The organism is Paucibacter sp. Y2R2-4 (assembly GCF_025717535.1).
In the GTDB taxonomy this organism is placed as follows: Bacteria; Pseudomonadota; Gammaproteobacteria; order Burkholderiales; family Burkholderiaceae_C; genus Paucibacter_A.
The window spans coordinates 810,073-825,183 of sequence record NZ_JAJIRO010000002.1 but is presented as its reverse complement, the minus strand read 5'-3'; the positions used below and the strand labels follow the sequence as shown (position 1 = coordinate 825,183).

Sequence of the window (15,111 nt, the reverse complement as noted above, 5' to 3'; positions counted from 1 at the left end):
GCGGCGGGCCATCAGTGCAGACCGTGCAGCAGCTGGCCAAGCGGCGCTTCATCCTCGCCTTGTCGACCTGATCGAGCTCAGGGCGCGCGCGTGCCCAGGTGCAGGCCTTGCGCATCAATGCGAACCTGTTCTGCCGGCAGTTGCAGCGCCGCTTCCAAAGCGGCGCGTGCGGCGGCCCGATAGTTCTGCTCGGCTGCGGCTTGGGGCTGCTTCAAAAAGGCCAGGCGGGCCAGGGCCATGAACATGCCTTGCATGGCACCTTGCTCGTAGAGCTTTCGTTTGGCCTGGGCTGTCATGGTTTGGAAGCCCGGGTTCTTGGGCAAGGCTTCGCGCAGCTGGCCTGCCAAACGGGCAAAGTGAGCGTCCGGCACCTCGACTTGATTCAGCGCCATATAGTTACCAGCGATGAAGGCGGCCAAGCCGTTGGCTACATCGTTCTCTGGCAGGCTCAGTTTGCGCTCGAGCTGTAGATAGCCCTCAAAAGACTGCAGATAGGACTGCGCCACAGCTTCACGCTGCGCTGAGGGTGCAAAGTTCGCCAATTCACGAGCATGGGCTTGGAGCTTGGCGCGGTCGAGCGCAGGGGTCTGAGTTGAGGTGGCGGTGCCACTTGGCGACACCGGCGCAGCGGCCTTGACGGTCTTGTCTGCCTTGTCGCCAGAGGCGTTGCGCGTTGAACTGCTGGAGAAGGGCAGGGCTGAGGAGCCAGGGAACAGCGGAAAGATCAGCCCTTGGTAGAGCGGCGGTGGCGGTGGCGGGATGTCAAAGGCCAGAGCCGGTTTGCCCATCAGGCTTAAGAGCAGGGACAGAAAAACCGGCGACACCAAGGACAGCGACCGGCGCTGCTGCCTCCTCAATCCAATTTGTGACATTTCGGGCTCCTCATCGTAGCGAAGCAAGCTTGAGCTCAACTCTTTCTGATTGGCAGTCTAGAGGGCGCAGACAAGCCAATGGACCCCCGTGTAGCGTGCTTATTACCTGCACAGCCAGGTGCGCAGTTCGCGGCCGAGCGCTGATTTGCCCTGATGACAGTGACACAGGGCCACCGCACAATGCGCGCTGGTTCTGCTCGACTTCTCGCCTTCTTTTGCAAGCTGTGCACCGATGGATCGACGTTCGCTTTTGCTCCGCTTGACTTTGCCACCTGCCTTGTCTTGGACTTCGGCAGCGGCGCCGGCCGTGGCTTCGTCAGCGTCGACCGCCGTGTCGCGGCAAATCCGCTACCCCTTGTTCGGTGGGCTGGAAGACCCGTTCCGCCGCTACTGCATTGAGGTTTTGAAGCTGGCGCTTGAGCATTGCGGAGTGCCTTATCACTTGCAGCCGGTGCCGCAGCCGGTCGGGCAGGGCCGGGCGATCCGGCAGCTGAGTTCGGGCCAGGGCCCCGTCGATGTACTTTGGAGCATGACCAGCGATGTGCGCGAACGAGAGTTGCTGCCGCTGCGTTTTCCGCTCGACCGCGGTTTGATGGGTTGGCGCCTTTTGTTGGTGCGACGGGCCGATCAGCAGCGCTTTGCCGGTATCCGCAGCCTGGACGGCTTGGCTTCCATGACCGCCGGCCAGATGCATGACTGGCCTGACACGCAGATCCTGCGCGCCAATGGGCTGAAAGTGGGCACCGGCAGCTCTTACAGCAGCTTGTTTGCGATGTTGGAGCGCGGGCGTACCGATTACTTTCCGCGTTCGGTGCTGGAGATCGAAGATGACTTGGCGCGTTTCGGCGCCTCACATGATCTGGTCATTGCACCCGGCTTGCTCTTGCGTTATCCGACGGCTTTTTACTTCTTCGTCAGTCCTCGCGAACCGCGCTTGGCAGAAGACCTCAGCCGCGGCTTGGAACGAGCCTTGAGCGACGGAAGTTTGCTGGCGCTGTTCAACCAACATATGCGAACGCAGTCGAAACGGCTGGACTTGCATGAGCGCCATGTGCTCGCGCTGCGCAACCCCTTGTTGCCGGCCGCCACACCGCTGCGCCGCCCCGAGTTGTGGGAAGAGCCAGGACGCCTGAGTACTTGACCGCCTAGGCCGGCGTTGGCGCTCGCAAAAAAGGCCTCACGCGGAGGCCTTTTTTTATGACGCAGAGCACTTTGAGTTGAGCTGGGCTGAACTCGGCGACGGGGCGACGGGGCGACGGGGCGACGCGGGCCCGCCTCAGCGCTTACATGCTGCGCCGGTACTGGCCACCCACTTCGAAGAGCGCCGAGGTGATTTGGCCCAAGGAGCAGACGCGCACCGCGTCCATCAGCACCTCAAAGACATTCTTGTTGTCGATGACGGCCTGCTGCAGGCGCTGCAACTGAGTGGCGCTGTCGGCCGCATGGCTGGCGTGGAAGTCGCGCAGGCGGTGCAGCTGGCTTTGCTTTTCTTCGTCGGTGGAGCGGGCCAGCTCGATGCTCTCCATCACCTGGTCGCCATGCGGATTGCGGAAGGTGTTGACGCCGATGATGGGGTACTCACCGGTGTGTTTGAGCATCTCGTAATGCATGCTCTCTTCCTGGATCTTGCTGCGCTGGTAGCCGGTTTCCATGGCGCCCAGCACGCCGCCGCGCTCGGCGATCTTCTCGAACTCAGCAAGCACCGCTTCTTCCAACAGCTCGGTCAGCTCTTCGATGATGAAGGCGCCTTGGCTGGGGTTCTCATTCTTGGCCAGGCCCCACTCGCGGTTGATGATCAGCTGGATGGCCATGGCGCGGCGCACCGACTCTTCGGTCGGCGTGGTGATGGCCTCGTCAAACGCGTTGGTGTGCAGGCTGTTGCAGTTGTCGTAGATGGCGATCAGGGCCTGCAGCGTGGTGCGTATGTCGTTGAACTGGATCTCCTGCGCGTGCAGGGAGCGGCCCGAAGTCTGGATGTGGTACTTCAGCTTCTGGCTGCGTTCGTTGGCGCCGTATTTGTCGCGCATGGCCACGGCCCAGATGCGGCGGGCCACGCGGCCGAGCACGGTGTACTCGGGGTCCATGCCGTTAGAGAAGAAGAAGCTCAGATTCGGCGCGAAGTCATCGATGTGCATGCCGCGCGCCAGATAGGCTTCCACAAAGGTGAAGCCGTTGGAGAGCGTGAGTGCCAGCTGGCTGATCGGATTCGCGCCTGCCTCGGCAATGTGATAACCGCTGATCGAGACGGAGTAGAAATTGCGCACATTGTGGTGCACGAAATACTCGGCGATGTCGCCCATCACCTTGAGCGAGAACTCGGTCGAGAAGATGCAGGTGTTCTGGCCCTGGTCTTCCTTCAGGATGTCGGCCTGCACCGTGCCGCGCACATTGGCCAGCACCCAGTCCTTGATCTTGGCGGCTTCATCAAACGTCGGGTCGCGGCCGTTGTCGGCCTTGAACTTGGCGATGTTCTGGTCGATGGCCGTGTTCATGAACATGGCCAGAATCGTCGGCGCTGGGCCGTTGATGGTCATCGAGACGGAGGTCGTCGGGCTGCACAGGTCGAAGCCGTCGTACAGCACCTTCATATCGTCCAGCGTGGCAATCGACACGCCGGAGTTGCCGACCTTGCCGTAGATATCCGGGCGTGGTGCCGGGTCGGCGCCGTAGAGCGTGACCGAGTCAAAGGCGGTGGACAGTCGCTTGGCCGGCATGCCCTCGGACACCAGCTTGAAGCGGCGATTCGTGCGGAAGGCATCGCCTTCGCCCGCGAACATGCGGGTTGGGTCCTCGCCCTCGCGCTTGAAGGCAAACACGCCGGCGGTGTAAGGGAAGCTGCCCGGCACGTTCTCCAGCAGCAGCCACTTCAGCAGCTCGCCATGGCACTCGTAGTGCGGCAGCACGACCTTGCGGACCTTGGTGCCCGACAAGCTGGTGTGGACGAGGTTGGTGCGGATCTCCTTGTCGCGGATCTTCACCACATACTCGTCACCGGCATAGGCCTTTTGCATATCGGGCCACTGCTTGAGCAGGTGGCGGGCGCCGGCCTCCATCTGGTCCTCGCGCAGCTTGGCGAGCTCAGACAAGGCTTCGCGTGCCCGATGCTTATCGGGGTTAGCTTCCAGCAGCATGCGTGAGCTGCCCCAGAGCTGTTGAATCTCACGGGCCAGCGTGGCCTGCTGGCGAGCGCGCTTTTTGTAGCCGCGCACCGTGTCAGCGATCTCGGCCAGATAACGCACACGCGCAGCGGGCACCACCGGGGTCTGGTGGGTGCTGTGGCGGGTGTTGACCAGGGGCAGGCGGCCTTCTTGGAACTGCAGGCCCAATTCGGCCAGGCGCGGTTTCAGCGCCTGGTAGAGCGCGGTGACACCGTCGTCGTTGAAGCGGCTGGCCATGGTGCCGAAGACGGGCATCTGGTCCGGCGACGTGGTCCAGGCTTCCTTGTTGCGCTGCACCTGCTTGGCGACATCGCGGATCGCGTCCAGCGCACCCTTGCGGTCGAATTTGTTGATGGCCACGAACTCGGCAAAGTCCAGCATATCGATCTTCTCGAGCTGGCTGGCGGCGCCGAACTCGGGCGTCATCACATACATGGGCACATCCACATGCGGCACGATGGCCGCATCGCCCTGACCGATGCCGGAGGTCTCGACCACGATCAAATCGAAGCCCGCCACTTTGGCGGCTGCGATCGCGTCGGGCAGGGCCGGGGAGATTTCGCTGCCGAAGTCACGGGTGGCGAGGCTGCGCATGAAAACGCGGGCGCCAAGGCTCCAGGGGCCAATCGCGTTCATGCGAATGCGATCGCCGAGCAGGGCACCGCCGCTCTTGCGGCGCGAGGGGTCGATGGAGATGACGGCCACGCGCAGGGCGTCGTTTTGGTCCAAGCGCAGGCGGCGAATCAGCTCGTCGGTCAGGCTGGACTTGCCGGCGCCGCCGGTGCCGGTGATGCCCAGCACGGGCACCTTGATGGTCTTGGCCGCTGCTTGCAACTCGGCCACCAAATTCGCGTCGGCCTTGTCGTTTTCGAGTGCGGTGATCAGCTGGGCCAGGGCGCGCCAGGCGCCTTCGCTATGGCCTTGCAAGGCAGTCAATGCGGTGGGCGCGTAGACGCTGAAGTCCTGGTCGGCCTTCATCACCATCTCGCCGATCATGCCTTGCAGGCCCATGCGCTGGCCGTCTTCGGGGCTGAAGATGCGCACGCCATGTTCTGCCAGATCGCGGATCTCGGCCGGCACGATCACGCCGCCGCCGCCGCCGAAGACCTGGATGTGTTCTCCGCCGCGTTGCTTGAGCAACTCGACCATGTATTTGAAGTACTCGACATGGCCGCCCTGGTAGGAGCTGATGGCGATGCCTTGCGCGTCCTCTTGCAGGGCCGCGGTGACCACCTCGTCGACCGAGCGGTTGTGGCCCAGGTGGATCACCTCGGCGCCCATGCCTTGCAGGATGCGACGCATGATGTTGATGGCCGCATCGTGGCCGTCGAAGAGGCTGGCGGCCGTCACGAAGCGCACCTTGTTGCTGGGGCGGTAATTGGCCAGGGCTTTGGATTCGGCGGACAAGTCGGTCATCGAAGGTCTCCAGCGGCAGCCCAGGGTGGGTGCCTTTTGTATCAGCAAAACTTCGCTGATTCTAGAGCTTGATTGACGTTTACGTAAACGTCATTTGCCGATTCAAAACACGGCAGCGTTGAGGCTGCTGTGCTCATTCTTGTCGGCTGGCGCCGGACATCAGAAGGTCAGAAGGTTTCCCAGTCCCCATCATTGCCAGCCGTTTCGCTTGCCGCGCTGGGCTTCGGGCTGCGCGCGCGGACAGGGGCTTGCGCTGGGATCTTTGCTTTGGCGACAGGCGCTGACTGAGCGTCGTTCGGCTGCGCGGCTTTGGGCGCGGGCTTGAGGGCCGACGCGTGCCCCTTTTTCTCAGGGGCTGCGGCAGGCCGCTTGTAGCTATTGCTCCCTGCCGGGCCGGCGTAGCTCGCCCCTTGCAGCTTGAACTCACTGACCAGGCCGGCCAGCTTGCTGGCTTGATCGCGCAGCGACTCGGCCGCTGCTGCGCTCTCTTCCACCAGAGCGGCGTTTTGCTGGGTCATCTGGTCGAGTTGACCGACCGAGCCATTGACGCTGCTGATGCCCGAGCTTTGCTCAACGGTGCTGGCGCGGATTTCGCCAATGATGTCGGTCACCTTGCCAACACTGGCGACGATCTCGTCCATGGTGCTGCCGGCGTCTTGCACCAGGCGGGTGCCGGCCTCGACCTTGTCCACGCTGACGCCGATCAGCGCCTTGATTTCTTTGGCGGCCTCAGCCGAGCGTTGCGCCAGTGAGCGCACCTCGCTGGCCACCACGGCAAAGCCGCGGCCTTGCTCGCCTGCTCGCGCAGCTTCCACAGCGGCATTCAAGGCCAGGATATTGGTCTGGAAGGCGATGCCGTCGATCACGCCAATGATGTCGTTGATGCGCTTGGAGCTGCTGTTGATCTCTTCCATGGTGGCGACCACCTGGCCGACCACTTGGCCGCCGCGCTGGGCCACTTGGGCGGCGGTGCTGGCGAGTTGATTCGCGGTGCTGGCGCTGTCGGCACTCTGATGCACTGCGCCGGTCAGCTGACCAATGGCGCTGGCGGCCTGCTGAAGATTGCTGGCGGTTTGCTCGGTGCGCTGGCTCAGATCCAAGTTGCCGGAAGCGATTTCGGTACTGGCTGTTTGGATGCTGTCGGCGCTGCGGCGCACTTCGCCGACCACGCGGTTGAGCGCGTCTTGCATGGCGCCCAGGGCCGCTTGCATGGCGCCAATCTCGTCCTGGCGGTCATGCGCGATCGGGCTGCTGAAGTCGCCGCTGCCGATGCGCTCGGCCTGTTGGGCCAGCAGGTGCAAGGGCTGGCTGATGGCTTTGACCAAGAAGCGCGTGGCTACGGCCAGGCCCAGCACAATCAAGCCCATCACCAAGGCCACCATCCAAACGGTACGCATGCGCTCGGCGCCGGCGGCCTCGCGCAGGCGGTCAGATTTGTCCAGTTGCAGCTTGATGAAGACTTGCTGCGCGTCCAAATAGGTCTTGAGCTGCGCGCTGCTCTTGCCGGCGCTGTAGTCCTCATGGGCGCGCTTGATCTTGTCGAGCAGGGACTTTTCTTCGCTGTCGGTGCTGAGGGCTTCCAGCTGCTTTTGCAGATCGGCGCTTTCGCTCGCATTGGCTTGGGCCTCGGCCTTGGCAGCTTCGGGCAAGCCGGCCTCGCCGGCGGCGGCCAGACGCGCGCCCTGGGTCTCGACCAGACCGCGCCAGCGCAAGGCCATCTCGATCTTGTGCTGTTGCTCATGTTGAGCGGCTTGGGCCTTGGCGATCAGGCCTTGGGTGCGGCTGGAGGCCACGGTGGTCATCAACACCACAAAAATGGCCAAGACGATCACCGGCATCCACAAGCGGGCCGAAATGGAAAGTGACTTCATGGTGCAGAACTGTCCCAAAGGTCGGTATTGCGGCATCAGCTGTGCCACTTGTCGCCGCGCCTGCTGAGCAGGTCTAGGCCCGACGGATCTGTTTGACTCCCGTTGAGCAATATCGTCGCTTTGAAAGCGAGCCTGAGCCCCGATTCACTGCAAAAGAACTGTTAGGCTGGCAATAGTTGACAGCTTCTCCTTGATTTCATGAGCTTTCTGGCCATCGACATCGGTAACACCCGCCTCAAATGGGCGCTCTACGCTTCTCCGCAACCCGGTGCGGTGCTCTTGGCCCATGGGGCGGTGTTTCTGGAGACCATTGATCAGCTGGCCGATGGCGACTGGCGGCATCTGCCCGAGCCGCACAGCGTTTTGGGCTGCAATGTGGCTGGCGATGCGGTGCGCCGCCGTGTGGAGGAACAGTTAGAGCTTTGGGATGTGGAGGCGCGTTGGGTGGTGTCGAGCAGCCATGCGGGCGGCGTCACCAATGGCTATGACCATCCCGGCCGACTGGGCGCGGATCGCTTTGTGGCCCTGGTCGGTGCGCGTTCTCATGTGATGGCGCGCTGCAAGGCGGGGGTCTACGACAAGCCGCGCGCAGCCCTGGTGGTGATGATTGGCACAGCGGTGACGGTGGACGCCTTGGACGCCGAAGGCAAGTTCTTGGGCGGCATGATCATGCCCGGCCACGGCATCATGTTGCGTGCCTTGGAGGGCGGCACGGCGGGTCTGCGCGTGCCCACCGGCGAAGTCAGCGAATTCCCGACCAACACCTCGGACGCCCTGACCAGCGGCGGTACCTTTGCCATCACGGGGGCCATCGAGCGCATGCACCGGCATTTGAGCAAACGCTCGCAAGAAGTGCCGCTGACGCTGATGACCGGCGGCGCTGGTTGGAAAGTGGCGCCCACGCTGGAGATCGAGCATGAGCTGCTCGATTCCTTGATCTTTGACGGCATTCTGGCCTTGCAGTCGCACCGACTGGCGCTCTAGGCCTCAGTCAGTCGCGGTCTGACTTCAGCTGGCTTTTCAACTCGGCCAGCTCTTCATGCACCTTGCGCAGCTGCGCATGCATATCGCGCAGGATGTCTTGTTCCATGCGGCGCTCCGAGCTTTCAACCCAGAATGAGGCGATGGCCGCCGTCACCAGGGACAGCACCGCATAGCCCAGCAAGACCACGAAGACGGAGAAAATCTTGGCCGCCGAGGTCGTGGGCACGATATCGCCATAACCCACCGTCGCAGCGGTCGTGAAGGCCAACCAAAGGCCGTCGCCCAAGGTCTTGACGCGCGGCTCCAGCGCCCAAAAACCGACGCCGCAGAAAAACAGCACCAGCATGGCCAGGGCCAGCAAATAGCCCAAGCCGCCTCGGGTCACCCAGAACTTGATGGCCCAGACCATGCGTACCAAGGTCAGCAAGGCCACAAAAAGGCGCAGGCCCAGGGCCAGCTCGGAGTGCAAGCTGGGGGGGAGCAAGGCGGCGGCCAGCAAACCAATGACCAGCAAGAGATCCATCGCATTGCTGCGCAGATACTGCTTGGGGTGGCTGACTTGACGCGCTACCAGGGCGAGCGACAACACGATCAAGCCGGCCGCGCCCAGATAGATGGCCACCGCCAGCGGCGTGGGCAGGTTTTCCAGCAGCTCGATGTAGAAGGCCGGAATGGTGCAGAGCAGGCCGATCAACACCGGCCAACGCCAGCGCTTTTCGGTCCGCAAGGCGGCGGCATTCATGGCCGGCGGGCGGGCCAATCCCCAGGTGCGCGTGGTCAGACGATGTGGCATGGGTGGCTAGCCTAGGGCCGCAGGGCCCGTCGATGCTTGATGTGGGTCAAGCATCGCACGGAGCCACCGCTTGCGTCTGAAAAATCAGAGCAACAGTCAGAGCAAGGTTCAGAGAATAAAGCGCGACAGGTCTTCGTTCTTGGCCAATTCGCCCAGCTTGGCGTTGACCTCGCTGGCGCTCAGCGTGATGGTCTGGCCTTGCAGCTTGGGCGCATCGAAGCTGATCTCGTCGAGCAGGCGCTCCATCACCGTGGCGAGGCGGCGCGCGCCGATGTTTTCGGTGCGCTCATTCACCTCGAAGGCGATTTCGGCCATGCGGCGGATGCCGTCGGCGCTGAACTCCAGCGTCACGCCTTCGGTGGCGAGCAGGGCTTGGTACTGCTTGACCAGGCTGGCATGGGTGCTGGTGAGGATGGCCTCGAAGTCATCGACAGACAGCGAACTCAACTCCACCCGAATCGGGAAGCGACCCTGCAACTCAGGGATCAAATCGCTGGGTTTGGCCAGGTGGAAGGCGCCCGAGGCGATGAAGAGCATATGGTCGGTCTTGACCATGCCGTATTTGGTGTTGACCGTGGTGCCCTCGACCAGGGGCAGCAGATCACGTTGCACGCCCTGACGCGACACCTCAGCGGAGCCGCCTTCCATGTGCCCGGAGCGTGAGCAGACCTTGTCGATCTCATCAATGAAGACGATGCCCATCTCTTGCGCCGCTTGCAGGGCGGTCGCCTTGATCTCGTCCTCATTGAGCAGCTTGGCGGCTTCTTCTTCCACCAGATGCTTCAAGGCCTCGGCAATGCTGAGTTTGCGGGTTTTCTTTTTTCCCGCACCGATCTGCGAGAACATGCTCTTGAGCTGCTCGGCCATGTCCTCCATGCCGGGCTGACCCATGGGTGTGAGGATCTCCATGCTGGGTTTGGCATCGAGCAGATCGAGTTCGATCTCCTTGTCGTTCATGCTGCCTTCGCGCAGGCGCTTGCGCATGATCTGGCGGGCGGTGTTTTCAGCATCACTGCCGGGCACCAGGATGTCCAGCACCCGGTCTTCGGCGGCGTCTTCGGCGCGCAAGCGCTGGCGCTTCATCTGCAGCTCGCGCTCTTGCTTGACGGCCACGTCGATCAGGTCGCGGATGATGGCATCCACATCTTTGCCGACATAGCCAACCTCGGTGAACTTGGTCGCTTCCACCTTGATGAAGGGCGCGCCGGCCAGGCGGGCCAGGCGGCGTGCGATCTCGGTCTTGCCGACGCCGGTGGGGCCAATCATCAAGATGTTTTTCGGCGTGATCTCGGCGCGCAGCTTGTCATCCACCTGCTGGCGCCGCCAGCGGTTGCGCATGGCAATGGCCACGGCGCGCTTGGCGGCGTTCTGGCCCACGATGTGCTGATCCAGTTCGGAGACGATCTCCTGAGGGGTCATGCTGCTCATTCCAGCGTTTCCAGGGTGTGGTTGTGATTGGTGTAGATGCACAGATCGCCGGCGATTTCCAGCGACTGTTTGACGATGTCGGCGGCACTGAGTTCGCTGTGCTTGAGCAGAGCGCGTGCGGCGGCTTGCGCGTAGGCACCGCCGGAGCCGATGGCGGCAATGCCATGTTCGGGCTCCAGCACGTCGCCATTGCCGGTGATGATCAAGGTGGCGGTGCGGTCGGCCACGATCAACATGGCCTCCAGCTTGCGCAGCACCCGGTCGGTGCGCCAGTCCTTGGTCAGCTCCACCGCGGCACGGGTCAGATGGCCCTGGTGCTTCTCGAGCTTGGCTTCAAAGCGCTCGAACAGGGTGAAGGCATCGGCGGTGGCGCCGGCAAAACCGGCCAGCACCTGATCGCGGTGCAGCTTGCGCACCTTGCGCGCGCTGGCCTTGACGACGATATTGCCCAGCGTGACCTGGCCATCGCCGCCGATCGCGACCTGATTGCCTTTGCGCACGCTGACGATGGTCGTGCCGTGAAAGAGGGGAGATTGTTGGTCCATAGCCGCTCCATCTGAGGTCAAAGACCGTGACTTCAAGCGCTGCGACTTTGTCCGCAGCGCGAACCCTCAGACCTGGCGCACCTTGATCTTGGCATGTTCATTGATGCCCATGGCCACAAAGAACAAGGCCACCAAGCGGTGCGCCTCGCTGAAGGTGACGCTGCGGTTCTCGCTGCGCCGGCTCAAGACCCAGTTCAGCAGATCGCCGGCGGCCATGAAGTCGAGGCGGATCAGCTTGGGGCAGCTGACGTTGATGACCGTGGCGTTGCCGATCTCCGCCGTCATCTGGCTGAGTCGCTCAGAAATATCGCCGCTGAGTTGTCCGCTCAGCTCCAGGGTGACGCTGGACTCGGGTGCGCCTTGCTCGGTGATCTGGGACTCGAGGAAGCTGGTCGACTGCTCGGTGGCCATCGAGTTGGTGGCTGGGCCCATGGTGGACATGCCGACGCTGCCGAGTCGCACCCGGCACTGGCTACGCTCCCAGCTCGGCGGGGAGACCTCGTAGGTCACGCAATAGTCGATGGCCGCTTCGTCAAAGTGGTCCGGGCGGTTGATCAGACGCAGCGCTTCCAGGCGCAACATCCACAAGGCCGGGTCCACATCGCGCAGGCCCACAGGCGCCAGCTCGGTCAGCAATTGCAGCAGATGATCGCCGCCCACCCAGCGCATATCGATTTGTTGGCCGGCCCAAGCGCGGAACAAGCTGCGCAACTGGCTGCAGGCCTCGGCGTCCAGTTGGCGCAGCGCTGACCAGTCCAGCACCCAGGGCATGGGCAGGTTCTGACAGCGCTTGCTCAGTTGTGCGACCGCTTCGGCGCTCAGCTGCTCAGGGGCCGCCCAGCTCACGCCGGCCGATTTGCCCATGGGCGCACGCACCGATTTGGCGGCCTCGGCCAAGAGCTTGGGCATGGAGTACCACTGCGGCGCGGACAGGCCGAACAACTGCGCATAGTCCACCGCCAGCGCTTCGAACTTGGCGGCTTGGCCGGTTGCCCGGAACAGATCAAACATCACCAGCCAGGTTTCGCCTTGTAGATTGCGCTGGCCGCCGGCTTGGATCAGTTCATGAATGCTGCGCTCGCAGCTGTCGTAGTCTGCATTGGCGAAGGCGATCACCGCTTCGTCCAACTCGGGGTCGTGCACCATCTCGCGCAACTCTGCCATTGGGGCACGCTGCGCGATGCTGAAGCTCAAGGGCATATCCAAGGGCGGCAAGTCGCGCGGCGCAGGCGCTTCAGGCAGATGGGGCAGGTTCGGCAGCACGCTGGGCTTGGCGTCCGACAGCGGCGACATACCGGCGCCCATCACCACGGCAGCAGGCGGCGGCACCGATTCCAGGCGCTCTAATTCTTCGGCGGAAGCGAACTCGCTGACCCGGCCAGTTGGCGAGTTGGCCAACACCGTAGGGGCAGCCGCATCGGTGGTCGTGGTCGGCGCAAAGTGCTGCGGCCGGGTGCTGGTTTCAAAAAAACCGGGCGGATGCTTGGGTTGCGCTTGCGTGGTGGGGAAATGCTCGCCCGCCATTTGCTGTTCAATCTCGTCGATCTTGGCCTTCACGCCCAGATCAATCTTGGAATTCAGCTCGCTGATGCGGTCGACATCGTCCAATCGTGACGATGCGGCCGAGCCCAGGGCCGCCAGCTGCTCGGGTGTGAGGCCTTCGCGGCGGATGCGGCGCAACATATCGAGTTCACGCTTGCGCACAAAGTCGTTGCGGCGCTTGCGGTCGACCATGGCGCGCAGTTCGGCCTTGGCCTGATCCCCCTCGGGGTCATCTTGGCGGGAATTGATTTCAGCCCAATCGGTGGTTGGGTTGGCCACAAAGCGCGCGACTTTGCGGAAGAAGCTCTCGCCGTCTTTCGGTTCTGTCATGCGCGCTGGACCTGTCGTGAATCGGGTGAACGATCAGTCTGGGCCATGGGGCCCAAGACTTGAGCTGCAAGCCGGGCCACTGTTCAGCAGCGGCCGCTGGCTCGGCATCAGATCAGTCCCCAAACATCTTTTGCTTCATTTCGCGGCGTTGCTGGGCTTCCAGCGACAGCGAGGCGGTCGGACGGGCGATCAAGCGGCCCAGGCCGATCGGCTCGCCGGTTTCGTCGCAATAGCCGTACTCGCCGTTGTCCAGTCGCGCCAGCGATTGGATGATCTTTTTCAGCAGCTTGCGCTCGCGGTCGCGGGTGCGCAGTTCCAGGGCGTGCTCTTCCTCGATGGTGGCGCGGTCGGCCGGGTCGGGCACGATGGAGGTGTCTTCACGCAGATGCTCGGTGGTTTCACCGGCATTGGACAAGACGCCATTCTTCAACTCAGTCAGCTTGGCGCGGAAGAATTCGATCTGCTTGGCGCCCATGTACTCCGTTTCGGGCATGGCCAGCACTTCGGCATCGGTCAGCTCGTTGCCGGGCTTGGTCTTCCAAGCATTGGCCAGTTTCGGGTCGGACTTGGCGGCTTTATTGCCGTTTTGAGGGCTTTCAATCACGGGGCTATTCATTTGTCGCGTTGGCGGCTTCGGAGGGGCGAATCGGTCAGCGAAGCGGCTGGTTCCGGTCGGTGTGGGGCTGGCTTCGAGCGTGGCAAGCCCGACCTCGGCATCTGCCTTGGACTTTGAAGCCGCCTTGGCCGTGGTTTTGGCTGCAGACTTCTCAGCGGCGTCGGATTTCGAGGCCTCTGAGCTTGTCGGAAGGGCGGTTTTCGGGGCCTGGGTCTTGTTCACGTTGCTCTCCTCGCTCTGGCAGTTTTTATGTCTCTGTCAGGCTAGATTTCAGTCGGGACCAGCTAGTTCTCGCACTTTAGGCGCCGCGGATTGTAGCCACGTTCATTGAACGCCTAAATCTTGCTTGAATGACGATTGTTTCTATCTGTCACTTCAGGCCAAACAGCCTTCCATGCCTTGCAAGAGAATCTCTTTGGGAAGGTCGATGCCGATGAAAACCATTTTGCTCGCCTTTTTCTCTCCCGGCATCCATTTCGGTCCGAGGTCCGAGCCCATCAATTGATGCACGCCTTGGAAGATCACCCGCTTGTCGGTGCCCTTCATATAAAGAACGCCCTTGTAGCGCAGCATCTTGGGGCCATAGACCTGCACGATGGCGCCGAGGAAGTCTTCCAACTTGGCGGGATTGAAGGGGCGCTCTGACTTGAACACGAAGGACTTCACATCGTCGTCGTGCACATGGTGGTGCGGGTGATTGCAATGCTCTCCGTGCTCATGGTCATGGTCATGGTCGTGATCATGCGCGTCGGCATTCAGGAAGTCGGGGTCGATCTCCAGCTTGGCATTCAGGTTGAAGCCGCGCAGATCAAAGATCTTGGCCAGGGCCACTTCACCAAAATGAGCCACTTGCTGAGGCGCGCGCGGGTTCATGTGCTTGAGGCGGTGCGCCAGTGCGTCGATCTTGGCGGGCTCGACCAGATCGGCCTTGCTGATGAAGATCTGGTCGGCAAAACCGACTTGGCGGCGTGCCTCCTGGCGGGTGTTCAGCTGCTCTTCAGCATGCACCGCGTCGACCAGGGTCAAGATCGAGTCCAGCAGATAGCTTTCGGCGATCTCATCGTCCATGAAGAAGGTTTGCGCCACCGGACCGGGGTCGGCCACGCCGGTGGTCTCAATCACCACACGGTCGAACTTCAGCTCGCCCTTGCGGCGCTTGGCGGCCAGGTCGGACAAGGTGGTGCGCAGGTCTTCGCGAATGGTGCAGCAGACGCAGCCATTGTTCATCTGGATGATCTGCTCTTCGGTATCGGCCACCAAGATGTCGGTGTCGATGTCTTCCTCGCCGAACTCGTTCTCGATCACGGCGATCTTCTGGCCGTGAGCCTCGGTCAGCACGCGCTTGAGCAGGGTGGTTTTGCCGGAACCGAGAAAACCCGTCAAGATGGTGACGGGAATGAGGCCTTTTTGTTCGTTGGACATGATGTTCAGGTGCCGAGGCACGAAGAGAAGCACAGAGAATGACTGGCCCTGATATGGGGGCGGGTGACTGTCCTGCAAGAGGGTAGTCATGTCAATCGGTTATTCTGCAGGCCTGTGCAACTACGACACGAAGT

Annotated in this window: 11 protein-coding genes; 2 read left to right on the top strand and 9 right to left on the bottom strand. The window is 62.4% G+C overall.

The genetic code is table 11. The features are described 5' to 3' along the window. Positions 1–77: 77 nt before the first annotated feature. Positions 78–872 carry a DUF6683 family protein gene (locus tag LNV06_RS10545; protein WP_263538200.1) on the bottom strand — a complete coding sequence of 265 codons (795 nt, stop codon included), beginning with the start codon at positions 870–872 and terminating at the stop codon, positions 78–80. Positions 873–1,149: 277 nt separating this feature from the next. Here LNV06_RS10545 and LNV06_RS10540 point away from each other — a divergent pair, with 277 nt between their 5' ends. Next, on the top strand, positions 1,150–2,013 hold the full coding sequence (locus tag LNV06_RS10540) for a substrate-binding periplasmic protein (protein WP_263538199.1): 864 nt from the start codon (positions 1,150–1,152) through the stop codon (positions 2,011–2,013). A 142-nt stretch (positions 2,014–2,155) separates the two neighbouring features. Here LNV06_RS10540 and icmF read toward each other — a convergent pair whose 3' ends face one another. Then, positions 2,156–5,446, bottom strand: a complete 3,291-nt coding sequence (icmF, locus tag LNV06_RS10535) for a fused isobutyryl-CoA mutase/GTPase IcmF (protein WP_263538198.1) — start codon at positions 5,444–5,446, stop codon at positions 2,156–2,158. A gap of 167 nt (positions 5,447–5,613) precedes the next feature. Beyond that, entirely contained in the window at positions 5,614–7,317 is a 1,704-nt protein-coding gene (locus tag LNV06_RS22580) for a methyl-accepting chemotaxis protein (RefSeq protein WP_318013472.1), read from the bottom strand. A 198-nt stretch (positions 7,318–7,515) separates the two neighbouring features. On the opposite strand from LNV06_RS22580, the gene LNV06_RS10525 reads away from it, so the two are divergent. Continuing rightward, positions 7,516–8,301, top strand: coding sequence for a type III pantothenate kinase (locus tag LNV06_RS10525; RefSeq protein ID WP_263538197.1), 786 nt, complete (start codon positions 7,516–7,518; stop codon positions 8,299–8,301). A gap of 7 nt (positions 8,302–8,308) precedes the next feature. Here LNV06_RS10525 and LNV06_RS10520 read toward each other — a convergent pair whose 3' ends face one another. The 6 genes from LNV06_RS10520 to LNV06_RS10495 form a co-directional block, all read right to left on the bottom strand. Next, positions 8,309–9,094, bottom strand: coding sequence for a potassium channel family protein (locus LNV06_RS10520; RefSeq protein ID WP_263538196.1), 786 nt, complete (start codon positions 9,092–9,094; stop codon positions 8,309–8,311). A gap of 108 nt (positions 9,095–9,202) precedes the next feature. Further along, positions 9,203–10,522 carry an ATP-dependent protease ATPase subunit HslU gene (gene hslU / locus LNV06_RS10515; RefSeq protein ID WP_263538195.1) on the bottom strand — a complete coding sequence of 440 codons (1,320 nt, stop codon included), beginning with the start codon at positions 10,520–10,522 and terminating at the stop codon, positions 9,203–9,205. Next, a complete protein-coding gene (gene hslV / locus LNV06_RS10510; protein ID WP_263538194.1) occupies positions 10,519–11,067 on the bottom strand; it encodes an ATP-dependent protease subunit HslV in 549 nt (182 codons plus the stop codon). Before hslV ends, hslU begins: the two co-directional genes overlap by 4 nt. Before the next feature lie 66 nt (positions 11,068–11,133). Then, a complete protein-coding gene (locus LNV06_RS10505; RefSeq protein ID WP_263538193.1) occupies positions 11,134–12,939 on the bottom strand; it encodes an STAS domain-containing protein in 1,806 nt (601 codons plus the stop codon). A gap of 112 nt (positions 12,940–13,051) precedes the next feature. Further along, positions 13,052–13,777 carry an RNA polymerase-binding protein DksA gene (gene dksA / locus LNV06_RS10500; protein ID WP_263538192.1) on the bottom strand — a complete coding sequence of 242 codons (726 nt, stop codon included), beginning with the start codon at positions 13,775–13,777 and terminating at the stop codon, positions 13,052–13,054. 153 nt (positions 13,778–13,930) lie between these two features. Continuing rightward, a complete protein-coding gene (locus tag LNV06_RS10495; RefSeq protein ID WP_263538191.1) occupies positions 13,931–14,977 on the bottom strand; it encodes a CobW family GTP-binding protein in 1,047 nt (348 codons plus the stop codon). Positions 14,978–15,111 lie beyond the last annotated feature (134 nt).

What these genes read in the sequence shown, in the direction of transcription:
- LNV06_RS10545 (WP_263538200.1), bottom strand. Translation starts at nt 872, where the DNA reads ATGTCACAAATTGGATTGAGGAGGCAGCAGCGCCGGTCGCTGTCCTTG.
- icmF (WP_263538198.1), bottom strand. Translation starts at nt 5,446, where the DNA reads ATGACCGACTTGTCCGCCGAATCCAAAGCCCTGGCCAATTACCGCCCC.
- LNV06_RS22580 (WP_318013472.1), bottom strand. Translation starts at nt 7,317, where the DNA reads ATGAAGTCACTTTCCATTTCGGCCCGCTTGTGGATGCCGGTGATCGTC.
- LNV06_RS10525 (WP_263538197.1), top strand. Translation starts at nt 7,516, where the DNA reads ATGAGCTTTCTGGCCATCGACATCGGTAACACCCGCCTCAAATGGGCG.
- LNV06_RS10520 (WP_263538196.1), bottom strand. Translation starts at nt 9,094, where the DNA reads ATGCCACATCGTCTGACCACGCGCACCTGGGGATTGGCCCGCCCGCCG.
- hslU (WP_263538195.1), bottom strand. Translation starts at nt 10,522, where the DNA reads ATGAGCAGCATGACCCCTCAGGAGATCGTCTCCGAACTGGATCAGCAC.
- hslV (WP_263538194.1), bottom strand. Translation starts at nt 11,067, where the DNA reads ATGGACCAACAATCTCCCCTCTTTCACGGCACGACCATCGTCAGCGTG.
- LNV06_RS10505 (WP_263538193.1), bottom strand. Translation starts at nt 12,939, where the DNA reads ATGACAGAACCGAAAGACGGCGAGAGCTTCTTCCGCAAAGTCGCGCGC.
- LNV06_RS10495 (WP_263538191.1), bottom strand. Translation starts at nt 14,977, where the DNA reads ATGTCCAACGAACAAAAAGGCCTCATTCCCGTCACCATCTTGACGGGT.